This is a genomic window from Pandoraea oxalativorans (assembly GCF_000972785.3).
GTDB classification, from domain to species: domain Bacteria; phylum Pseudomonadota; class Gammaproteobacteria; order Burkholderiales; family Burkholderiaceae; genus Pandoraea; species Pandoraea oxalativorans.
The window spans coordinates 3692281-3715399 of sequence record NZ_CP011253.3 but is presented as its reverse complement, the minus strand read 5'-3'; the positions used below and the strand labels follow the sequence as shown (position 1 = coordinate 3715399).

17 protein-coding genes are annotated in these 23119 nt (G+C 62.5%); 10 read left to right on the top strand and 7 right to left on the bottom strand.

Annotation, left to right across the window (positions count from 1 at the left end):
• Window positions 1–198: 198 nt before the first annotated feature.
• The 5 genes from alaS (at window position 199) to MB84_RS16325 (ending at window position 6648) form a co-directional block, all read left to right on the top strand.
• Entirely contained in the window at window positions 199–2823 is a 2625-nt protein-coding gene (gene alaS, locus MB84_RS16345) for an alanine--tRNA ligase (RefSeq protein WP_046292537.1), read from the top strand.
• Between the two features lie 218 nt (window positions 2824–3041).
• Window positions 3042–4295 carry a YbfB/YjiJ family MFS transporter gene (locus MB84_RS16340; RefSeq protein ID WP_046292536.1) on the top strand — a complete coding sequence of 418 codons (1254 nt, stop codon included), beginning with the start codon at window positions 3042–3044 and terminating at the stop codon, window positions 4293–4295.
• A gap of 57 nt (window positions 4296–4352) precedes the next feature.
• Window positions 4353–5123: a class II aldolase/adducin family protein gene (locus MB84_RS16335; RefSeq protein WP_046292535.1), complete on the top strand. Its 771-nt coding sequence runs from the start codon at window positions 4353–4355 to the stop codon at window positions 5121–5123.
• 114 nt (window positions 5124–5237) lie between these two features.
• Window positions 5238–5432, top strand: a complete 195-nt coding sequence (locus tag MB84_RS16330; RefSeq protein ID WP_046292534.1) for a 4-oxalocrotonate tautomerase — start codon at window positions 5238–5240, stop codon at window positions 5430–5432.
• Window positions 5433–5583: 151 nt separating this feature from the next.
• Window positions 5584–6648 (top strand): threonine aldolase family protein, encoded by a 1065-nt coding sequence (locus MB84_RS16325; protein WP_046293894.1) that lies wholly within the window; start codon window positions 5584–5586, stop codon window positions 6646–6648.
• A 26-nt stretch (window positions 6649–6674) separates the two neighbouring features.
• Here MB84_RS16325 and MB84_RS16320 read toward each other — a convergent pair whose 3' ends face one another.
• Window positions 6675–7982 (bottom strand): chloride channel protein, encoded by a 1308-nt coding sequence (locus MB84_RS16320; RefSeq protein WP_052653673.1) that lies wholly within the window; start codon window positions 7980–7982, stop codon window positions 6675–6677.
• Between the two features lie 252 nt (window positions 7983–8234).
• Between MB84_RS16320 and MB84_RS16315 the strand changes: the two genes are divergently transcribed.
• The gene (locus tag MB84_RS16315; RefSeq protein WP_046292533.1) at window positions 8235–8765 is read left to right on the top strand and encodes an NUDIX domain-containing protein; all 531 of its coding nucleotides are present in this window, start codon (window positions 8235–8237) and stop codon (window positions 8763–8765) included.
• A gap of 128 nt (window positions 8766–8893) precedes the next feature.
• Entirely contained in the window at window positions 8894–9121 is a 228-nt protein-coding gene (locus MB84_RS16310; protein WP_039402727.1) for a sulfurtransferase TusA family protein, read from the top strand.
• 119 nt (window positions 9122–9240) lie between these two features.
• On the opposite strand, the gene galU is transcribed toward MB84_RS16310, so the two are convergent.
• Entirely contained in the window at window positions 9241–10128 is an 888-nt protein-coding gene (gene galU, locus MB84_RS16305) for a UTP--glucose-1-phosphate uridylyltransferase GalU (protein ID WP_046292532.1), read from the bottom strand.
• A gap of 29 nt (window positions 10129–10157) precedes the next feature.
• Complete coding sequence (locus MB84_RS16300) at window positions 10158–13019, bottom strand: valine--tRNA ligase (protein ID WP_046292531.1); 2862 nt, start codon at window positions 13017–13019, stop codon at window positions 10158–10160.
• Between the two features lie 110 nt (window positions 13020–13129).
• Between MB84_RS16300 and MB84_RS16295 the strand changes: the two genes are divergently transcribed.
• Window positions 13130–15448 carry a UvrD-helicase domain-containing protein gene (locus MB84_RS16295; protein ID WP_046292530.1) on the top strand — a complete coding sequence of 773 codons (2319 nt, stop codon included), beginning with the start codon at window positions 13130–13132 and terminating at the stop codon, window positions 15446–15448.
• Between the two features lie 72 nt (window positions 15449–15520).
• On the opposite strand, the gene MB84_RS16290 is transcribed toward MB84_RS16295, so the two are convergent.
• The 3 genes from MB84_RS16290 to MB84_RS16280 form a co-directional block, all read right to left on the bottom strand.
• A complete protein-coding gene (locus tag MB84_RS16290) occupies window positions 15521–16333 on the bottom strand; it encodes a BPSS1780 family membrane protein (RefSeq protein WP_046292529.1) in 813 nt (270 codons plus the stop codon).
• Window positions 16334–16364: 31 nt separating this feature from the next.
• Window positions 16365–17336 (bottom strand): homoserine kinase, encoded by a 972-nt coding sequence (locus MB84_RS16285; RefSeq protein WP_046292528.1) that lies wholly within the window; start codon window positions 17334–17336, stop codon window positions 16365–16367.
• Window positions 17337–17479: 143 nt separating this feature from the next.
• Window positions 17480–17848 (bottom strand): hypothetical protein, encoded by a 369-nt coding sequence (locus tag MB84_RS16280; protein ID WP_157122762.1) that lies wholly within the window; start codon window positions 17846–17848, stop codon window positions 17480–17482.
• A 358-nt stretch (window positions 17849–18206) separates the two neighbouring features.
• Here MB84_RS16280 and MB84_RS16275 point away from each other — a divergent pair, with 358 nt between their 5' ends.
• Window positions 18207–19439 carry a YeeE/YedE family protein gene (locus MB84_RS16275; protein ID WP_046292527.1) on the top strand — a complete coding sequence of 411 codons (1233 nt, stop codon included), beginning with the start codon at window positions 18207–18209 and terminating at the stop codon, window positions 19437–19439.
• Between the two features lie 106 nt (window positions 19440–19545).
• Here the strand turns inward: MB84_RS16275 and MB84_RS16270 are convergent, their stop codons facing one another.
• Complete coding sequence (locus MB84_RS16270) at window positions 19546–20280, bottom strand: LOG family protein (protein WP_046292526.1); 735 nt, start codon at window positions 20278–20280, stop codon at window positions 19546–19548.
• Here MB84_RS16270 and polA point away from each other — a divergent pair, their 5' ends adjacent.
• Entirely contained in the window at window positions 20281–23019 is a 2739-nt protein-coding gene (gene polA, locus MB84_RS16265) for a DNA polymerase I (RefSeq protein ID WP_046292525.1), read from the top strand. It begins immediately after the preceding gene.
• Window positions 23020–23119: the final 100 nt, after the last annotated feature.

The following is a 23119-nucleotide window of genomic DNA, read 5'->3' as shown; positions in this document are numbered from 1 at the left end:
CTTTTTGCGGAACGTTGTTTTGCAATGCGGAACTTGTGAGCGGGAGTCTACGGCGCGCGTGCGGTCGCTGACCAGTGCCGTTTCGCACTGCGGTTAGCGGCGGGACGCTGTAGAGAGGTCGATTTCCCGTATAATCAAAAGTTTGCAAAATACCCCGCCAGGCTTTGCCTGCCCGGTCCCCACGCTCCCACGCAGCCTATGAAAGTCGCAGACATTCGGGAAAAATTCCTAAACTTCTTCGAGTCGAAGGGGCACACCATCGTGCGCTCGTCGAGCCTCGTGCCGTCCAATGACCCCACGCTGCTGTTCACGAACTCCGGCATGGTGCAGTTCAAGGACGTCTTCCTCGGACTCGAATCGCGCCCGTACACGCGCGCGACCACGGCCCAGCGCAGCGTGCGCGCCGGCGGTAAGCACAACGACCTCGAAAACGTGGGCTACACCGCCCGTCACCATACGTTCTTCGAAATGCTGGGCAACTTCTCGTTCGGCGATTACTTCAAGCGCGAAGCGATTCAATACGCGTGGGAATTGCTGACGACCGTCTACAAGCTGCCGAAGGAAAAGCTCTGGGTCACCGTCTACAAGGAAGACGACGAGGCCTACGACATCTGGGCGAAGGAAGTGGGCGTACCGGCCGAGCGCATCATCCGCATCGGCGACAACAAGGGCGCGCGTTACGCTTCGGACAACTTCTGGCAGATGGCCGATACCGGTCCGTGCGGCCCGTGCTCGGAAATCTTCTTCGACCACGGTGAAGACGTGTGGGGTGGCCCGCCGGGATCGCCGGAAGAAGACGGTGACCGCTACATCGAAATCTGGAACCTCGTGTTCATGCAGTTCAACCGCGACGAGCAGGGCAATATGACGCCGCTGCCCAAGCCGTGCGTTGACACCGGCATGGGCCTGGAGCGTATCGCAGCCGTGCTGCAACACGTTCACAGCAACTACGAGATCGACCTGTTCCAGCACCTGATCAAGGCCGCCGGCCGCGAGACGGGCGTGACCGATCTCAGTGCAAACTCGCTCAAGGTCATCGCCGATCACATCCGTGCGTGCTCGTTCCTGATCGTCGATGGCGTGATTCCGGGTAACGAAGGCCGCGGCTACGTGCTGCGCCGGATCATCCGCCGCGCCATCCGTCACGGTTACAAGCTCGGCTGCAAGAAGCCGTTCTTCTACAAGCTCGTGCCGGATCTGGTCGCCGAAATGGGCGTTGCCTATCCGGAACTGGCGCAGGCGCAGCAGCGCGTGACCGACGTGCTCAAGCAGGAAGAAGAGCGCTTCGGCGAGACCATCGAGAACGGCATGGAAATTCTCGAAGGCGCACTGGCCGATCTGGCCAAGAAGGGCGTGACCACGCTCGACGGCGAACTGGCATTCAAGCTGCACGACACCTATGGCTTCCCGCTCGATCTGACGGCGGACGTCTGCCGCGAGCGCAGCATCACGGTGGACGAAGCAGGCTTCGACGCTGCGATGGCGCGCCAACGTGAACAAGCGCGCGCTGCGGGCAAATTCAAGATGGCGACGGCCCTCGAGTACACGGGCGACAAGACGCGCTTCGAAGGCTACGACAAGCTCGCGCTCGAAGGCGCGAAAGTCACGGCGCTGTACGTCGACGGCACCAGCGTCGCCACGATGAGCGCCGGTCAGCAAGGCATCGTGGTGCTCGATACCACGCCGTTCTACGCCGAGTCGGGCGGTCAGGTGGGCGATCAGGGTCTGATCGTCGCCGGCGCTGCGCGTTTCGGCGTGTCTGACACGCAGAAGATTCAGGCCGACGTATTCGGTCACTACGGCTCGTTGGAGTCGGGTGAACTGAAGGTGGGTGAAACGGTGACGGCGCAGGTCGATGCTGTGCGTCGCGCGCGCACCGTGCGTAACCACTCGGCGACTCACCTGATGCACAAGGCCTTGCGCGAAGTACTCGGTGCCCACGTGCAACAGAAGGGCTCGCTTGTCGACGCCGACAAGACCCGCTTCGACTTCGCGCATAACGCTGCGATGACGGCCGACGAAATTCGTCGCGTGGAAGATATCGTGAACGCCGAAGTACTGGCGAACGCACCGACGCAAGCCGCGCTGATGTCGTTCGACGACGCCGTCAAGGGCGGTGCAATGGCGCTGTTCGGCGAGAAGTACGGCGACGAAGTGCGCGTGCTCGACATCGGGACGTCGCGCGAACTGTGCGGCGGTACGCACGTCTCGCGCACGGGCGATATCGGCTTGTTCAAGATCGTGATGGAAGGTGGCGTGGCCGCTGGCATCCGTCGCGTGGAAGCGATCACCGGCGATAACTCGGTGCGCTTCGTTCAGAAGCTCGACGACCAGATCAACGAAGCGGCTGCCGCGCTCAAGACGCAACCCGCAGAACTGAGCCCGCGTATCGCGCAGGTGCAGGAGCAGGTCAAGTCGCTGGAGAAGGAACTGGCGGCGCTCAAGTCGAAGCTGGCCTCGAGCCAGGGCGACGAACTGGTCGAGAAGGCCGTCGACGTGAATGGTCTGAAGGTGCTGGCCGCGCAACTTGAAGGCGCCGACGCCAAGACGTTGCGCGAAACGATGGACAAGCTCAAGGACAAGCTGGGGAGCGCAGTCATCGTGCTAGCCGCCGTGGAAGGCGGCAAGGTCACGCTGATCGCCGGTGTGACGGCGGACGCGACGGCCAAGGTCAAGGCGGGCGAACTCGTCAACTTCGTCGCACAGCAGGTCGGCGGCAAGGGCGGCGGTCGTCCGGACATGGCCCAGGCGGGAGGTACCGATCCGTCGCAACTGCCGCAGGCGCTCGCCGGCGTGCAGGCATGGGTGGCTGGCAAGCTGTAATGGGGCGATGACGGGGGGCAGTCCCCCGTTTCGCCTCGTCCGATCAGGCTTGATGCATCAAAACGCGCACTTCGGTGCGCGTTTTGCATTTCTGGCCGGAGGGTGAGCGCTATCGCCCTGCCGGGGGCAGGGGCACCGTCACCTTCGGCAATGGTTTGCATGTAAAGTATTTGCCACGATTCACGTCAACTTCATTTGCCTGCGGGCCAGCCATCGCCATGCCAGCTACCCTCGCCGATTCCGACAACGTCACGAAGCTGCGTCAGCCGTCGCCGGAGCGCGCGGCATGGCGCATTGCGCTGTCGTGCATGCTGGCCTTGTCGATTGCGATGGGGATCGGCCGCTTCGCTTTCACGCCGATGCTGCCGCTCATGCTGCACGAGCATCTCACCGATATTCAGCACGGTAGTTGGCTCGCGTCGCTGAACTACGCGGGGTACTTCATCGGGGCGTTGTCGTGCATGTGGCTGCACTTCACGCCGACGCTCATCATCCGCTTCGCACTTGCCGCCACGGTCGCGCTGACGTTGGCGATGGGGCTGATGGAGTCGTTCGCGGTGTGGGCAGTAGTGCGCACACTTGCAGGCGTCATGAGCGCGTGGGCAATGGTGTTCTCGGCGGGATGGGGCTTTCGCAAGCTGGCCGAGTTGCGCATGCCGAGTCTGGGCGGTGTGATCTTTGCCGGGCCCGGCGCGGGCATCGTGGTGACGGGTTTGCTCGCGAGCCTGAACGATACGCTCGGCTGGCCTGCACGCGGCGGCTGGTTGCTGTGCGGCGTGCTCGCGCTGGCGTTGCTTGCCGTCATCTGGCGCACGTTTGTGGCCGATATACCTGTCGCCATCGATGCGACCAAGTCGTCCGACGCTGCCAAATCTACGACCGCCACCGCCGCGCCCTCGATCAATCACGGGAGTGGCGAGAGCGTGATCCCGGTCACGATTCTGTACAGCTTCGCCGGATTCGGCTACATCATTACGGCGACGTTCCTGCCGGTGATTGCGCGTCAGGCGTTGCCCGGCTCCCCGTGGCCCGACCTGTTCTTTCCGCTGCTCGGTCTGATGGTGATTCCGGGGGCCATCGTCGGCGCTCGTGCGCCGCTTTCGTGGGACAACCGTCTGCTGCTCGCTGTGTGCTACCTCATGCAAGGGCTTGGGGTCGGCATCGGCATTGTGCTGCCGAACGTCGTGGGCTTCGCGCTGGGAAGCGTGTTAGTGGGCCTGCCGTTCACGGCGATCACCGTCTACGCGGTGCGCGAGTGCCGACGTTTGCGTGGGGACAATGCCAATGGTCTGATCGGGCTGGTGACGGCATCCTATGGCATCGGGCAGATCGTCGGACCGCTGGTGGCCGCGCCGCTCGTTGCCGCAACCGGCGGGTTCACGACGGCACTGCTGTGTGCCAGCGGTGTGCTGGCGCTCGGCGCCATCGGTTTCGTGTGGGACTGGCGTCGTTCGCTCGAACGCGCGCCCTGATGCGACACCCCCCGGTAGGCCTTTGCCCGATTCTTCGGACTTTCCTCAGAGAAGCGTATGTCTTTTACCTTGAAGGCGGGCCGAAAGGCCGCCACCGTCGTGAGCGACGAAGAGCGTCAGGTGCGCATCGATCTTGCCGCCTGCTATCGCCTCGTGGCGCTCAACGGCTGGGACGATCTCATCTACACCCACATCTCCGCGATGGTGCCGGGCGAGCCGGGGCACTTCCTCATCAATCCGTTCGGGCTGGCGTTCGACGAAGTGACGGCGTCGAATCTCGTGAAGATCACGATGGACGGTGAGATCGTGGGAGAGAGCGAGCATCCCGTCAACGTGACCGGGTTTGCGCTGCACGGTGCGGTGCATGCCGCGCGCACGGATGCCGTTTGTGTCATGCATTTGCACAACACGGCCGGTATCGCCGTGTCGATTCAGCCGCACGGCCTGCTGCCGATTTCGCAGCACGCACTGCGCTTTCACGAGCGCATCGGATATCACGATTACGAAGGGCTGGCGTTTTCGCCTTCGGAAGGCGAGCGGCTGGTGACGTCGCTCGGCGCGCATCCTGCAATGTTGCTGCGAAATCACGGCACGCTGACCGTCGGCCGTACGGTGGCCGAAGCCTTCGTGCTGATGGCGACGCTCATCAAGGCCTGCGAGATTCAGTTGCAGGCGCTGGCGGGCGGTGCTGCGCCGAATTTGCCGAGTCCGGCGGTGCAGGACAAGACGGCTGTTCAGCTTGATGATGGCGGCGCGATCGAGGGCTTATTGGAATGGCCTGCGCTGCTGCGCAAACTCGATAGAATAGACGCCTCGTTTCGCGATTGACCGCTCGATAGAGGGCGCTCGGACTTCCAGTCTGCGTCGCTCGGGCAGGGCATCGGAGACGTCCGGCAGCGTCGCGCCGCCGGTTCCAATAACGACATCAGGAGATAGATCGCAATGCCAACGTTTAACGTCGAGATGTTCGAGGGGCGCACCATCGAGCAAAAGCGCGCATTCGTCAAAGCCGTTACACAAGCTGCAGTTCAGACGATCGGTTGCACGCCGGAGTCCGTCGATATCATCATCACCGACATCAAGCCTGAGAACTGGTCCACGGCAGGCGCGCTCTGGTCGGATCCGCGCCCTGAGTGAGCCGGTGTATCCGAAGTCGCAAATCATGTAAGCCGGTGATCGTCGCCGGATAGTCTGAAGCGGGGGCGTCGTGTGGCGTTCCCGCCGTCTTGAAGAGGTCGTCATGTCGCAAGCTCCGAGCGTTCCGCCGCCTGTTTCGAATACCGAGATCATGTCCACCGCCGCGGCACAAACGCCGCAGCACTTCGCGTCCGACAACTACGCCGGGATCTGCCCGGAGGCCATGCGCTATTTGGTCGAAGCGAATGCCAGCGGTCATGAGGTGTCGTATGGCGACGATACCTGGACGCAGCGCGTGTGCGACGGCATCCGGCAACTCTTCGACACGGACTGCGAGGTCTTCTTCGTTTTCAACGGCACGGCGGCCAACTCACTTGCGCTGGCTTCGCTGTCGCAGTCGTATCACTCCGTCATTTGTCACGAACTTGCGCACGTCGAAACGGACGAGTGCGGTGGCCCGGAGTTCTTCTCCAACGGCGCGAAGTTGCTCACCGCGCGCGGTCGCGAGAACAACGGCAAGCTCACGCCGGACGCTGTCGAGGCCGTGATCAATCGCCGCTCGGACATCCACTTCCCGAAGCCCAAGGTCGTCACGCTCACGCAGGCGACGGAGGTGGGTACCGTCTACTCGGTCGATGAGGTCAAGGCGATCTCGGCGGTCGCCAAACGCCGAAACCTGCGCGTGCACATGGATGGCGCACGCTTTGCCAACGCGGTCGCGACGCTCGGCTGCCATCCGGGCGACGTGACCTGGCGTGCGGGGGTGGACGTGTTGTGTTTCGGCGGCACGAAGAACGGCCTGCCGGTCGGCGAGGCGGTGGTGTTCTTCAACCGCTCGCTCGCAGAGGATTTTGCTTATCGCGTAAAGCAGGCGGGGCAGTTGGCCTCGAAGATGCGTTTCATCTCCGCGCTGTGGCTCGGCATGCTGGAAAACGATACGTGGCTACGCCATGCAAGGCATGCGAACGAAATGGCGCAGTTGCTCGCGAGCCGGATTCGCGATATTCCCGGCGTATCGATCATGTTCGAGACGCAGGCCAATGGCGTGTTCGCAGAACTGCCGCCGCATGTCATCGAGGCGCTACGCGCGAAGGGCTGGCGCTTCTATACGTTCATCGGTGCAGGTGGCTGCCGCTTCATGTGCGCGTGGGACACCCGTGTGGAGACGGTCGAACGTCTGGCCGCGGACATCCGCGCGCTGAGCGCCAGGGCGTAATCAAGCCTGACAACCAAGCCTGACAATCAAGCCTGACGCGGCGCAGGCACGGTAGGCGTCAGGAAGCGGTGCGCCAGCGTGTGATAGAACGACGGCGCGATGGTCTTCGAGACCTGCGTCGACAGCAGTGCGACGGCCATGAGCGGAATTACCATCTGATGGCCGTCGATCATCTCCATGACGATCACAAACGATGTAATCGGCGATTGCGTCACCGCCGCCAGATAGCCGACCATACACAGCGCGGCCATGGCAGGCAGCGGTATCACGGACGTCACGTGCGCCATCACGTTCCCCAACCCGGCACCAATCGCCAGCGACGGCGCGAAGATCCCGCCGGGAATGCCCGACAGATACGACACGCACAAGGCGGCAAACTTCAGCACGGCGTAAAACGGCGAGAGCGCCGCGTGCGATTCCAGCAAACCTCGCGCTTCGGCGTAGCCGCTGCCGAACGTGGTGCCGCCCGAGACAATGCCGATCACCGCAATCGTCAGACCGCACAGGAAGGCGAAGCGCACCGGGCGTGCGCGACGCAGATTGACCAGTTGCACGGGCATCCATCGCGGCACGTTAAGCATCAACCAGCCGAACAGCCCCCCGGCCACGCCCGTCAGCACACTCGCGACGATGAGCACGGGAATGAGCGCCCAGTTGAAATCGCTGATGGCCTTGATCTGGCCGAAATAGAGATAGTTGCCTTGCAGGCCGAGCGCCACGACGCCGGAGAAGATGATGGCGGTAATGAGTGTGCCGCTGCTACGTGCGACGAAGCTGCGGCTCAGCTCTTCGATGGCGAACACGACGCCCGCGAGCGGCGTGTTGAACGCGGCCGCCAGACCGGCCGCCGCCCCGGCGAGCGTGAGTTGGCGCTCGATGTGCGCGCTGCTGCGGCGATACCCGCGTCGCATGGCGTACATCAGCGATGCGCCGATCTGCACCGTCGGACCTTCGCGACCGATCGTGAAACCGCACAGAATGCCGAGAAACGAGATCGCTATCTTGCCGAACATGATGCGCAGCGTCAGCAGCGATTTCGACAGACGCGAGTCCTGAAGCGTTGCAATCACCTGGGGAATGCCGCTGCCCTCCGAACCTCGGAAGAACTTCTGCGTCAGCCATATCGCCAGCGCGGCGCCCAGCGGCGTGACGATCAACGGCAGCCAGAAGCCGTGCGTCAGCATGCGTTGGAAAAGCTCGAATCCGAAGTCCACCAGCTTGGCGTAGGCCACCGACACCAGACCGACGAGGACTGCGCCGAGCCAGAACACCCCATAGTTGTGCCATAGACGCCGTGAGCGGCGCACGCCGCGTTGGGCCAGCCGGGCCGACAGCGATGCGGGCGACGTAGCAGGAGGGGGGGGCGAGGGCGAAGCAGACGGCGAGGGCGACGGAGGTGGGGTGTCGGACGCGGGCGGAACGTTCGGTGGAATGTCAGTCACGGGGCCGTGATCGAAAATTGAAAGACGTTCGAGGATTATACGCTCCGGCCTGTCTGGGCCTGGTCCGGGCGAGTCTCGGAATTTGCCGAATATGCAGCGCGTCATGAGTTCATTTAATATGTTCGGATTCGACGAAGAACGATCATGAACGAACTTATTTTTTGTCCCCGCTGCGCCTCGTCGCTCAATTCTCGTGAGGTCGCCGGGCGTATTCGCCGTGCCTGTCCGGACGCGGCCTGTGGTTTCGTCCACTGGGACAACCCGCTTCCGGTGGTAGCTGGGCTCGTGGAATATCGGGGGCAGATTCTGCTGGCACGCAATGCGGCATGGACCGAAGGCATGTTCGCGCTCATCACCGGTTTTCTTGAGCGCGACGAGACCCCCGAAGACGGTATTCGCCGCGAAATCAAGGAAGAGACGAATCTGGAAACCGACGCGATTTCGCTGCTCGGTGTCTACGAATTCATGCGCAAGAACGAGTTGATCATCGCGTATCACGCGGTCTGTGACGGCGATATTCAGCTGTCGGAGGAGTTGGCCGAATTTCGGCTCGTCGCGCCGCATCACGTACGTCCGTGGCGCGCAGGGACCGGGCACGCGGTCGCCGAATGGCTGCGACGGCGCAATCTGCCGGTCGAGTACGTCGAATCGGCGCGGATGTCGATTGCCGGGTGATGCGCGCATGGGCCGACGCGCTCAAACGGGCCTCGCCGGGAGCGTTTGGCGGTGACTACGGTAGAATCGCGTTTCGCGGGGCAGACCCCGCAACAGATTCGAACGAGACCGAAGAGAGGGACATGAGCATGGAATTCCAGAAAGAAGTCGACGCGAGCGGCCTGAACTGCCCGCTGCCGATCCTGCGTGCCAAGAAGGCGCTGGCGGAAATGCAAAGCGGCGAAGTGCTGCATATCATCGCCACCGATCCGGGCTCGGGGCGCGATTTCAGCGCCTTCGCCAAGCAAACCGGCAACGAACTGCTCGATACGCGCGAAGACGGCAAGACGTTCCACTTCTGGATGCGCCGTCGCTGATTGTCGGTGGGTGTTGTCGGCGTCGATCTCCATCGATGCCACCGCCTTAGCAATACAGCAGACAGAAAAAAACCGACGGACATGCCGTCGGTTTTCTTATTTGCGCAGGCGACAGACGCTTAGGTCAGGTCGCCTTGCACATCTTCCTGCAGGTACTTGCGGAACGCATCCTTCAGTTCCGGGTGACGCAGTGCGAATTCCACCGTCGCCTTCAGATAACCGAGCTTGCTGCCGCAATCGAAGCGCTTGCCGTCGTAGCGATACGCGAGCACGACTTCGTCCTGCATGAGTTTCTGGATGGCGTCCGTCAACTGGATCTCGCCGCCCGAACCCGGATCGATCTCGCGGATGCAGTCGAAAATACGCGGACGCAGCACATAACGGCCGACCACGCCCAAATTCGACGGTGCGTTTTCCGGCGCGGGTTTCTCGACGATGTCCGTCAGTTTGACGATCGCCTTTTCGCCCCAATCCGTGCCTTTGACGATCCCGTACGAGCGACTTTGCTCGATGGGGATCTCTTCCACACCGATGATCGAGTTGTGATACTGGTTGTACAGATCGACCATCTGCTTGAGCACCGGCGGCTGGCCGTCGAGCAAGTCGTCGGCGAGGATGACGGCGAACGGCTCGTCGCCCACCAGTTTCTCGGCGCACAGCACGGCGTGCCCCAGACCCAGCGCCTTCGGCTGACGCACATAGAAGCAATCGATGTGTGGCGGCTTGATCGAATGCACCACGTCGAGCAGCGCCTGCTTGTTCTTCGCTTCGAGTTCGGCTTCCAGTTCGAATGCCGTATCGAAGTGATCTTCGATGGCGCGCTTGTTACGGCCCGTCACGAAAATCATTTCGGTAATGCCAGCCGCCGCCGCCTCTTCCACGGCGTACTGAATCAGCGGCTTGTCCACGACCGGAAGCATTTCCTTGGGGCTCGCCTTGGTCGCCGGCAGAAACCGCGTGCCGAGGCCCGCAACGGGGAACACGGCTTTGGTCACAATGGGTTTCATTCGTTTCTCCCTGATGGATATTGCGCGTCTCAGGCGGGCAGGCGGGCGAGCTGTGCCTGCAATGTCCCGAGTACCGCTTCAAAGTCGACCAGTCGTTGCTTCTCAAGTTCCACGACGTTGGCAGGGGCGCGCGCCACGAAACTCTCGTTGGAGAGCTTGCCGTGGCATTTCGCGATCTCGCCTTCGAGACGCTTCACTTCCTTGCCGAGGCGCTCGCGCTCGGCCGCAACGTCGACTTCGACCTTCAATGCCAACTTGTTTGCACCCACCACAGCGAGCGGCGCGCCAGCGGCCTGTGCGTCGAGCGTGGCTTCATCGGCCAGCACCTGTACTTCCGAGAGCTTCGCCAGCGTCTGCAGATACGGGGCAATCGACGTCAGGAACGCCACATCGCCCGCAACCAGCAGCGGCACGCGCTGCGCCGGCGACAGGTTCATCTCGCCGCGCAGGTTACGGCAGGCGTCCACCGCGGCCTTCAATTGCTGCATCCAGGCTTCGTCGCTTTCGTCGATCTTGCCGGTATCGGCGACCGGATACGGCTGCACCATGATACTGGCTTCGCCCGGGGCCTTGTCGGCCGGATAGCGGCCAGCCAGCGGGGCCACCTTCTGCCACAAGGCTTCGGTGATGAACGGAATGATCGGGTGCGCCAGACGCAGCACCGTTTCCAGCACGCGCAGCAGCGTGCGGCGCGTGGCGCGCTGTTGGGCGGGCGTGCCGTTCTGGATCTGCCACTTGGCCAGTTCGACGTACCAGTCGCAGTACTCGTCCCACACGAACTTGTAGATGGCGCTGGCGATGTTGTCGAAGCGGTAATCGGCAAAGCCCTTCGCGACGTCGGCTTCCACACGCTGGAGCAACGAGACGATCCAGCGGTCGGCGCGCGAGAAGTCGAGCTGACCCTCCGGGCCGCAATCGCCCACGCACGGCGCGAGACCGCAGTCCTGACCTTCGCAGTTCATCAGCACGAAGCGCGTGGCGTTCCACAGCTTGTTGCAGAAGTTGCGATAGCCTTCGCAGCGCGCCAGATCGAAGTTGATGTTGCGCCCGAGCGTCGCCATGGAGGCGAACGTGAAGCGCAGCGCGTCGGTGCCGAACGGCGCGATGCCTTCCGGGAATTCCTTGCGCGTCTTCTTCTCGATGCTTGCTGCCTGCTTCGGGTTCATCAGGCCCGTGGTGCGTTTGGCGACGAGGGCCTCAAGCGATACGCCGTCGACGATGTCGATCGGATCGAGCGTATTGCCCTTCGATTTGGACATCTTCTGACCTTCGGCGTCGCGCACGAGACCGTGCATGTACACGGTCTTGAACGGCACTTTGCCGGTGAAGTGCGTGGTCATCATGACCATGCGCGCCACCCAGAAGAAGATGATGTCGAAGCCGGACACGAGCACTGACGACGGCAGGAAATGCTTCAGTTCCGGCGTCTCTTGCGGCCAGCCGAGCGACGAGAACGGCACCAGTGCCGACGAGAACCACGTGTCGAGCACGTCTTCGTCGCGCTTGAGCGGGCCCGTCGAACCCGCGGCGCGCGCTTTCTCGATGGCTTCGGCTTCGGTGCGCGCGACGAATACCTTGCCGGATTCGTCGTACCACGCCGGAATCTGATGGCCCCACCAGAGCTGACGCGAGATACACCAGTCCTGGATGTTTTCCAGCCACTGGTTGTAGGTCGTCGTCCAGTTCTCCGGCACGAACTTGATTTCACCGCTGCGCACGACGTCGAGCGCAGTTTCGGTAATCGACTTGCCGGGATGGAACGTGCCTTCGGGCGCAGGCTTGCTCATCGCCACAAACCACTGGTCCGTGAGCATCGGCTCGATGACCGTGCCCGTGCGGTCGCTGCGCGGCACCATCAGCTTGTGCGGCTTGACCGATTCGAGCAGGCCAAGGGCGTCGAGGTCTGCCACGATTTGCTTGCGGGCGTCGAAACGGTCGAGGCCACGGTACTTTTCCGGGGCGTTCTCGTTGATCTTCGCGTCGAGCGTGAGGATGTTGATCTGCGGCAGGTTATGACGCTGACCGACGGCATAGTCGTTGAAATCGTGGGCCGGGGTGACCTTCACCACGCCAGTGCCGAATTCGAGATCGACGTAATCGTCGGCAATGATCGGAATTTCACGGTCTGTGAGCGGCAGCCTGGCCGTTTTGCCGATCAGATGCTTGTAGCGGTCATCTTCCGGGTGGACCATCAGCGCCGTGTCGCCCAGCATCGTTTCCGGACGCGTGGTCGCCACCGTCAGCGAGCCCGAGCCGTCGGCGAGCGGATAGCGGATATGCCACAGAGAGCCTTCCTCTTCCTCGCTCACCACTTCCAGATCGGAAACAGCAGTGAGCAGAACCGATTCCCAGTTCACGAGGCGCTTGCCGCGATAGATCAGCCCTTGCTCGTAGAGCGTGACGAAGACGTCGCGCACGGCGCTGGACATCTTTTCGTCCATCGTGAAGTACTCACGGCTCCAATCGATGGACGCCCCGAGACGGCGCACCTGACGCGTGATCGTGCTGCCCGACTGCTCTTTCCACTCCCAGACGCGTTCCGTAAACTTCTCGCGGCCGAGGTCATGGCGCGAGACCTTCTGGGCGTCGAGCTGGCGTTCGACGACGATCTGCGTGGCGATGCCCGCGTGGTCGGTGCCCGGCACCCACAGGGTGTTCGCGCCCTTCATCCGGTGGTAGCGCGTCAGACCATCCATGATCGTCTGGTTGAACGCGTGCCCCATGTGCAGCGTGCCGGTGACGTTCGGCGGCGGCAACTGGATGCTGAAATCTTCGCGGGCGTCGTTGAGGGTCGGGCGGGCATAGCCGCGGCGTTCCCATTCGGGGCCCCAGTGGGCTTCGACGTCCTGCGGCTCGAAGCTCTTGGCAAGCGTATTGTCGCTGTCGCTCATGGATTGATGGACCGTGTAATGCGTGAAACCTTGAATTATAAAAGATTCGGTGGCGTTTCCGCGCCGCAGCAGGATTTATAATCGGGCTTCACTCGAAATTCCTCCCCGACATGCCCGATCTGCTCGCCAATCTGAACCCCGAACAACTGGCCGCCGTCACGCTTCCCGACGAGCCGGCCCTCATTCTCGCGGGCGCGGGTTCCGGCAAGACACGCGTGCTCACGACCCGTATCGCCTGGCTGATCCAGCAGGGCCACGTCGGCCCGGCGGGCATTCTGGCGGTGACCTTTACCAACAAGGCCGCCAAGGAAATGCAGGCCCGGCTGGGCGCAATGCTGCCGATCAGCACGCGCGCCATGTGGATCGGCACCTTCCACGGGCTGTGCAACCGCATGCTGCGCGCGCATTTTCGCGACGCCGGGCTGCCGCAGAGCTTCCAGATCCTCGACCAGTCCGATCAACTCTCCGCCATCAAGCGGATGATGAAGGCGGCGAACGTCGACGATGAGAAATTTCCGCCGAAAAACCTCCAATATTTCGTCAACAACGCGAAGGAACAGGGCTTGCGGCCGCACGAAGTCGAGGCCAACGACGCGTTCAACCAGAAGTTCGTCGAACTGTACGCGAGCTACCAGGAACAGTGCCAGCGCGAGGGCGTGGTCGATTTCGCCGAACTGCTGCTGCGCTGCTTCGAACTGCTCAAGCACAACGAACCGCTGCGCGTGCACTACCAGTCGCGCTTCCGCCATATCCTCGTCGATGAGTTCCAGGACACCAACAAGCTCCAGTATGCGTGGCTGAAGATGCTTGCTGGCACCCAGGCTGCCGTGTTCGCCGTGGGCGACGATGATCAGAGTATCTACGCGTTTCGTGGTGCTAACGTCGGTAATATGGCTGACTTCGAACGTGAATTTCGCGTTCGTCACTTAATCAAGCTGGAGCAGAACTATCGCTCGCACGGCAATATTCTCGACGCCGCGAACGCGCTGATTTCCAACAACGCACGGCGTCTGGGCAAGAATCTGCGCACCGACGCGGGCCATGGCGAGCCGATTCGCGTCTATGAAGCGGCGACCGACCTGCAAGAGGCCAGTTGGCTCGTTGAGGAAATCAAGGCGCTGGTCGCGCAGGGCCTGTCGCGACAGGATGTGGCCATTCTGTACCGCAGCAACGCCCAGTCGCGGGTGATGGAGCATGCGCTGGTCGGCGCGGGCATCGCCTACCGCGTGTATGGCGGCCTGCGCTTTTTCGAGCGTCAGGAAGTCAAGCACGCGCTGGCGTATCTGCGTCTGATCGAGAACCCGAACGACGACACGGCGTTCGCCCGCATCGTCAATTTCCCTACGCGCGGCATCGGCGCACGTTCGCTGGAGCAACTGGCGGACGCGGCGCGCCTCTATAACTGCTCGATGTATGCGGCTGTGCCTTACATGACCGGCAAGGCCGGGACCAATCTGCTGGCGTTCGTGCGCATGATCGAACAGATGCGCCATGCCACCGAGCGGCTCACGTTGCCGGAGGTGGTGACGCATGTCATCGACGCGAGCGGCCTGATTGCGCACTATCAGACCGAGAAGGAAGGGCAGGACCGCATCGAGAACTTGCAGGAACTGGTGCATGCCGCCACGGCCTTCATCGCTGAAGAGGGGTATGGGCTGGATGCGCCGGCGCGTTTGATCGCGATGCGCCCCGCACTGCCGGGCGCGCCTGACGTGCTGGCGTCGCCCGATGGCGTGGTCGATGCCGACACGCCCGTCGAGATGACGCCGCTGGCAGGCTTTCTCTCGCACGCATCGCTCGAAGCGGGCGACAACCAGGCCGAAGCCGGGCAGGACGCCGTGCAACTGATGACGGTGCACGCCGCCAAGGGGCTGGAATTCACGGCGGTGTTCGTCACGGGCCTCGAAGAGGGGCTGTTCCCGCATGAGAACAGTGCGCTCGAACTCGACGGGCTCGAAGAAGAGCGTCGTCTGATGTATGTGGCGATTACGCGCGCGAAGGAGCGTCTGTACCTGTCGTTCACGCAAAGCCGCATGCTGCATGGCCAGACGCGCTACAACGTGCGCTCGCGCTTTTTCGACGAAATCCCTGAGGAAGTGCTCAAGTTCCTCACGCCACGTGCGCAGCCGGGGGCGCGTCTCGCTCAGAGCGAACCGGCTTGGGGGCGCGACTGGTTCGCACGCCCGCAAGTCAGCGCGCCGAAGGACGAATGGGCAGCGACGAAGTCGGAGCAGGCCTTGGCCGACCGCTCGCGCGCGTCGGAGACGGGCTTCAAGCTGGGGCAGGGCGTATTCCACACCAAGTTCGGCGAAGGCAAGATCATCGGACTGGAAGGCACGGGCGACGAAGCGCGTGCGCATGTGAAATTCGGCCGTCATGGCGAGAAATGGCTGGCGCTGGCGGTGGCGAAGCTTCAGCCGATCGAGTGATCGCTGGCGCGGCAACGAAAAAGGGCACCTTCGGGTGCCCTTCGTTTTGCTCGACGTCTGCCGACGCGGAATTCAAGCCTCCGGCGGCGACACGTTCGGATCGAGCGCCCCGATCTCCTGCACGCCGAAACATCCGCGATAGCTTGCGTAGAACGAGCAGTAGACGATGGCGGCGAACAGCAGCGAGAGCGGCGAGACCAGAAGAATGGCGTACTGGAAGACGCCCAGCACCGCCATGATGATCGTGAGAATCATCGACGACGCCGCAGCGAGCAGCAGCACACACAGCGCGTAGACGACGAACGCGCGAAAGTTACGCGTGCAGGCCGTCCAGCTGAAGAAGATGGCCTTGACGGGCGTGATGTCGTGCCACGCCACGAGCACCGGCGCAAACCAGAACAACATCGCGACCGGAATGTACGCGATGGCGAAGGCAATGGCGGCGACCAACCCGGCGGTGCCGTTCATGATTTCGTCGCGATTGACGTTGCCGTCGAACAGCAGGTTGTTGATCAGTTCGCTGCCATTGAACAGCGACGAAATCAGGTAGGCGGCAATGGTGGCGGCCATGTAATACCCGCCCAGCACCAGCAGACGGCGGGCGATGTCCTTGCCGTGCCCGCGAAAACCGTCGAGCAGCACCTGCGGCAGCACCTGTTTGTTCTTGATGATGTCGCGGCAGGCGGCCATGAAGCCCACCGACAGGCCCGGCACCAGGACGAGCAAAATGGGGCCGCCGACGATCGGCACGAAGGAGATGACCAACGTACCGAACATATAGGCAAACAGCAAGCTCATGATGGCGAGCGGGTTCTTGCGGAACAGCCAGATGCCCTGGCGCAGCCACAAATAACCACTCTTCGGCGGGACTTCAAGCAATTGCATAGGGTTCGAGAGACTCTGAGTGGGCGTCGGGTTACAGCCAGGGAATGGAAACGGCTTCGATGCGTTTGCGCAGGATTCGTTCGAAATGCCCCGGATCGTGCGGCTTGAGCATTTCGGCCGCCCGCGGCAAGTGAAAATCATACAGGCGCGAGAGCCAGAATCGCAGCGCGCCCGCTCGCAGCATGTCGCGCCAGTGCGACGCCTCGATGTCGGTCAGCGGACGCACCGTTTCGTACGCGCGCAGCATTGCGTGCACACGGGCGTCGTCCAGCTCGCCGGTGGCGAGGTCGCAGCACCAGTCGTTGACCGTCACGGCCAGATCGAACAGCCACTTATCGCAGCCGGCAAAGTAAAAGTCGAAGAAGCCGCCCAGGCGGGGCGAGCCGTCGTCAGCCTCGTCGAAGAGTACGTTATCGCGGAACAGGTCGCAGTGGCACGGCCCAGCCTGCATCGCGCGATAGTCGCCGGAGCCGAAAAACGCCTCTTGATGCGCCATCTCGCTTTCCAGCAGCGTGCGCTCGGCATCGCTCAGGAACGGCAGCACGGCCGGGGTCGCCTCACGCCACCACGGCAGGCTGCGCAGGTTGGCTTGTTCCAGCGTGAAATCGCGTCCGGCCAGATGCATGCGGGCAAGCATCGCGCCGACATGGCCACAGTGCGCAGCCGTCGGCGCCAGTTCGGAGCGGCCGGACAGCTTGGTGACGATGGTCGCTGGCTTGCCGTTCAACTCGCCAAGAATCTCACCCGTGCGATCCGGAATCGGATCGGGCACCGGCACACTGTGATGCGCCAGATGGCCCATCAATTGCAGGTAGAACGGCAACTGCGTGGCCGTGAGCTTCTCGAACAGCGTCAGGACGAATTCGCCGCGCTCGGTCGTCAGGAAGTAGTTGGTGTTCTCGATGCCCGAGCTGATGCCCCGGAAGTCGAGAACATTCCCCAAATCGTAGCGTTGCAGCCACTGCTGGAGCTGCTCGGGCGAGACGGAAGTAAAAACGGCCATGCGTGCGTTGAGTGGCTAAGACTCAGACAAACGGCCCGTGCGCGTGCAGCGGGCCGCTGGTTTGAGACAAACAGGTGGCTCGCGCGCCGCAATGAAGTATCGGAAGTGCCGGGGCGCGCGGAAGAGTCAGATTACCAGAGACGTCAGAACTTCAGGCCGACGGACGGCAGACGGTCGTTTTGCGACGTGTTGTCACGTGCGCGCGGCGCGTTGTCCGGCGGCGTGGTCAGCTGGTAGTTGGTGCCGAAACGGGAATGGACGTCGATTTCCGTAGGCTTGCCGCGATCACGGTACTCGGTCACGGTCGTGCCCTGGTCGTTGACGTAGTAGCTCGGCTTGCGTTCCTGGTTGACGTCGACGTTCTGGACGCTGGTGGCAGCGGCGCGGGCGTCGGCTTCACGTTTGGCGGCTTGTGCGGCGGTTTCCTTGCCGTCCTGAGCGTAGACATGACCGGCGAACAGCAGGCCGGCACCGATCAGCAGGGGCAGGGCACGGGAAAGGCGCGTTTTCATCATTATTCTCCGAGGGCGGGAACGCATCCGCGACGTAAGAGGCAAGCCGGGTCGGCGCAGCGGGTTCCAATGCCTCCATTCTACCAAACGTACCCCACTTCGCATTGTGGAATCTCGTCGTAGGCACCGTGGTTGCTTGCCCACAGCCCTTTTTGCCCCTCACCAAAGAACGTTTCATGACAACGCTTCCGTCCGAAATGTGAGATTTCGGACAATTCGCAGTGTGGGTATATACTTCTTTTGGTTATAAAAAAATCACAAAACGGTCGTTCGCATCGACGTCGTATTCCGGCATCCTCACAAGTTGTCTTAATGGGTGGTCACATGCCACCCATCTGCATTCTGGAGTTAGAAAGTCATGTCGTCTTCCGCATCGGCCGCCGTCAAAACGGTGTCGCCCGCTCCCTCTCCCTATGATGCTGGCCCGCTGACGATTGCGCTGGTGCTCATCGTCATCGGCATTGCGTATTTGCAAGCGACGGTCGGACCGAAGCAGGCTGCGCTGGCGGGTGTCGGCGCGTTGCTCGGCGTCGCGCTCTACCATGCGGCGTTCGGCTTTACGTCGGCCTGGCGCGTGTTCATTTCGGACCGTCGGGGTGCCGGGTTGCGCGCGCAGATGGTGATGCTCGCGGTCGGTGTCGTGTTGTTCTTCCCAGCGCTGGCCGATGGCACGCTCTTCGGCAACAAGGTCGTGGGTCTCGTATCGCCGGTCGGCGTGTCGGTGGCGTTCGGCGCGTTCATGTTCGGAATCGGCATGCAGCTCGGCGGCGGTTGCGCGTCGGGCACGCTGTACACGGCGGGCGGCGGCAATACGCGCATGCTGGTGACGCTCGCGGCGTTTATCGTCGGCTCGGTCGTGGCGACGGCGCATCTGCCGTGGTGGGAATCGCTGCCGCACATCAAGCCCGTCTCGCTCGTGAAGACATGGGGCCTCGGGCCTGCGCTGATCGCTAACCTCGCGCTGTTCGCAGCCATCGGCGCGTTCACGCTGTGGGCGGAGAAGCGTCGCCATGGCCGTATCGTCGGTGTGCCGATGACGCGCAGCGCCAAGGGCAAGCCTGCGCTGCTGCGCGGTCCGTGGCCGCTGGTGTGGGGCGCGCTTGCGCTCGTGCTGCTCAATTATGCGACGCTCGCACTGGCCGGTCGCCCGTGGGGTGTGACGTCGGCGTTTGCACTGTGGGGCGCGAAGGCGTTCATGGCCGTGGGTATCGATGTCGCCTCGTGGCCGTACTGGGCCAAACAGGTCAACGTACTCAAAGCGCCGGTCTCGCAGGACGTGACGACCGTCATGGATCTGGGCATCATCCTCGGCGCGTTGGTAGCCGCCTCGCTGGCGGGCAAGTTCGCGCCGGTGTGGAAGGTGCCCGTGCGCTCGCTGATCGCGGCGATCGTGGGCGGTCTGCTGCTGGGCTACGGCGCACGTCTGGCGTACGGCTGCAACATCGGTGCGTATTTCAGCGGCATCATCTCCGGCAGCCTGCACGGCTGGCTTTGGCTGGTGGCAGCGTTCTTCGGCAACGTGTTCGGCACGCGTCTGCGTCCGTTCTTCGGTCTGGAAGTCGAGACGACCCCGCGCGAAAGCGGCTGCTGATTCGTCTGATTCGTCGCTCTGGCGGACGCCCGTCCGCCACAAAAAACGGCGCTCGCGATAATCTCGCGGCGCCGTTTTTCATTGCAGATGACGTTGCGGTCAGCGCTTACAGATAGAACATCTTTTCGCTGGTTTCCGTCTCGGGTTCGATGTGGCCGTCGTAGAACGCGAAGACGGCCTTGAGGATCTCGTCGGGGTCGTCGATCACCTGCACGAGATCGAGGTCCTTTTCGCTGATGAGGCCCATCGGCAGCATCGACGAGCGAACCCAGTCCAGCAGGCCTTTCCAGAACTCCGAACCCACGAGAATCACCGGCACGTGACGCGACTTCTGCGTCTGGATGAGCGTGAGCACTTCGGACAATTCGTCGAGCGTGCCGAAGCCGCCGGGCATGATCACGAAGGCGTCCGAATTCTTGACGAAGGTGACCTTGCGGGTAAAGAAGTGGCGAAAGCGCAGCGAGATGTCCTGCCACTGATTGCCCTTCTGTTCGTGCGGGAGTTCGATGTTCAGACCGACGGTCGGCGACGCGCCGCCGTGTGCGCCCTTGTTGGCCGCTTCCATGATGCCGGGGCCACCGCCGGAGATGACGGCGAAGCCGTTGTCCGAGAATTTGCGGGCAATCGTCATCGTCAGTTTGTAGAACGGCGATTTCGGCTTGATGCGGGCGCTGCCGTAGATGCTGACGGCCGGTCGGATCTCGGACAGGTACTCGGTCGCCTCGATGAACTCTGCCATAATCGTGAACATCTGCCACGACGCGCGCGCCTTCTTGGCAGTGGCGCGCTCATGGTCTGCCAGCATGCGCAGACTCGGTATCTCTTTTCTTCTCTTGGTCATATGTCGGAACAGCAAAGTCTGGAAGGTAAGACGCTCTTATTGGTCGATGGTTCGAGTTATCTGTATCGAGCCTATCACGCCCTGCCGGATTTGCGCGGCCCAAGCGGCGAACCTACGGGCGCGCTGCACGGCATCGTCAATATGCTGCGCCGCATGCGTAAAGACGTTCATGCAGAGTACAGCGCTTGCGTTTTCGATGCAAAGGGCAAGACCTTCCGCGACGACTGGTACCCCGAGTACAAGGCGAATCGCCCGTCGATGCCCGAAGATCTGCGCGCGCAGATCGAACCGATTCACGAAGCCGTACGCGCGATGGGCTGGCCGCTGTTGATGATCGACGGTGTGGAAGCCGACGATGTCATCGGCACGCTGGCAAAGCGGGCGGCCGAACTGGGCATGCGCGTGGTCGTCTCGACCGGCGACAAGGATCTGGCGCAGCTCGTGAACGACCGCGTGACGCTCGTCAACACGATGACGAACGAAACGCTCGACGCCGCAGCCGTCGAAGCTAAATTCGGTGTGCCGCCTGCGCGCATCGTCGACTACCTTACGCTGGTGGGCGACACGGTCGATAACGTGCCGGGCGTGGAGAAGTGCGGGCCGAAGACGGCCGTCAAATGGCTCACGCAATACGGCGATCTCGACAACCTCGTCGCCAACGCCGCCGAGGTGAAGGGTGCCGTCGGCGAGAATCTGCGACGCGCGCTCGAATGGCTGCCGATGGGCCGCAAGCTCGTGACGGTGGCGCTCGATTGCGATCTCGCGCCGCAGGTCACTTCCATCGAAGCGAGTCTGCAAACGCAGCCCGAAGACGTCGAAGTGCTGCGCGATTTCTTCTCGCGCCACGGCTTCAAGACACTGCTGCGCGAAGCGGAAGCTGCGGTGGCATCGCAAGCCGGTGAAGAAGCGCCGGCACCGGTGGCCGACACCATCGAGCGTCAGTACGAAGCGGTACTCACGTGGGAGCAGTTCGATGCGTGGCTGAAGGTCATCGAAGCCGCCGAGTTGACGGCGTTCGATACCGAGACGACCTCGCTCGACGCGATGCAGGCGCAACTCGTCGGCCTGTCGTTCTCCTGCGAACCGGGCCGCGCGGCGTACATTCCGGTGGCGCACCGCGCGCCGGGGGAAGTCGAGCAATTGCCGCGTGACGAAGTGCTGGCCCGTCTGAGGCACTGGCTCGAGAGTCCCGATCACAAAAAGGTCGGACAGAACCTGAAGTACGACGCCCATGTACTCGAAAATTACGGCGTGGTGTTGGGCGGTATTGCGCACGACACGCTGCTCGAATCGTACGTGCTCGAATCGCATCGCAGCCACGACATGGACAGTCTCGCGTCGCGTCATCTGGGCGTGACGACGGTCAAGTACGAAGACGTGTGCGGCAAGGGCGCCAAGCAGATCGGCTTCGACGACGTGAGCGTCGAACGTGCGACGGAGTACGCTGCAGAGGACGCCGACATTACCCTGCGCCTGCATCGCGCGTTGTACCCCGACGTCGCCCGCGAAGCCACGCTCGAATTCGTCTATCGCGATATCGAAATGCCCACGGCGCGCGTGCTCCAGCGCATGGAGCGCAACGGCGTGCTGGTCGACACTGCGCGTCTGGCGGCGCAAAGCGACGAGATCGGACGCAAGCTGGTCACGCTCGAAACCGAGGCGTACGCGTTGGCCGGACAGCAATTCAATCTGAATTCGCCCAAGCAGATCGGCGACATCTTCTTCACGCAACTGCAGTTGCCGGTCGTCAAGAAGACGGCCAGCGGTGCGCCGTCGACCGATGAAGAAGTGTTGCAGAAGCTCGCAGAGGACTACCCGCTGCCGAAGGTGTTGCTGGAGTATCGCGGTCTCGCCAAGCTCAAGTCGACATACACGGACAAGCTGCCGAAGATGGTCAATCCGTCGACGGGACGTGTGCATACGAATTACGCACAGGCGGTGGCGATCACCGGCCGTCTGGCATCGAACGATCCCAACTTGCAGAACATTCCGGTGCGCACGGCCGAGGGGCGTCGCATTCGTGAAGCCTTCATCGCGCCGCCGGGCAGCCAACTGGTCTCGGCCGACTACTCGCAGATCGAGCTGCGCATCATGGCGCATATCTCGGGCGACGAAAGCCTGTTGCGTGCGTTTGCCAACGGTGAAGACATTCACCGCGCGACCGCTGCGGAAATCTTTGCCGTCACGCCGCTGGAGGTGTCGTCCGAGCAACGACGCTATGCCAAGGTCATCAACTTCGGTCTGATCTACGGCATGAGTGCGTTCGGGCTGGCCGCGAACCTCGGCATCGAGCGCGACGCCGCGAAGCAATACATCGATCGGTACTTCATGCGCTATCCGGGCGTGGCGCGCTATATGGACGAGACGCGCAAGAGCGCCAAGGCGAAGGGGTACGTCGAGACGGTGTTCGGCCGTCGTCTGTGGCTGCCGGACATCAACGGCGGTAACGGTCCGCGTCGTCAGGCGGCCGAACGCGCGGCGATCAATGCGCCGATGCAAGGCACCGCAGCCGACCTCATCAAGCTGTCGATGATTGCCGTGCAGCGCTGGCTTGACGACAGCGGCTTGCAGACGCGTCAGATCATGCAGGTGCACGATGAACTCGTGCTCGAAGTGCCGGATCATGAATTGGCGGAGGTTCGCAAGCGTCTGCCGGAACTGATGTGCGGCGTGGCCAAGCTGCGTGTGCCGTTGGTGGCCGAAGTCGGTGTTGGCGAAAACTGGGAACAAGCACACTGATAGTGCCGGGCAAATACCCAAAGTGTGTGGGGCGGTCGGCGTCGCGGCACGCTTCGGACGCCATGACGATCAAGGTCACGCAATAGCGGAAATAGGGTGA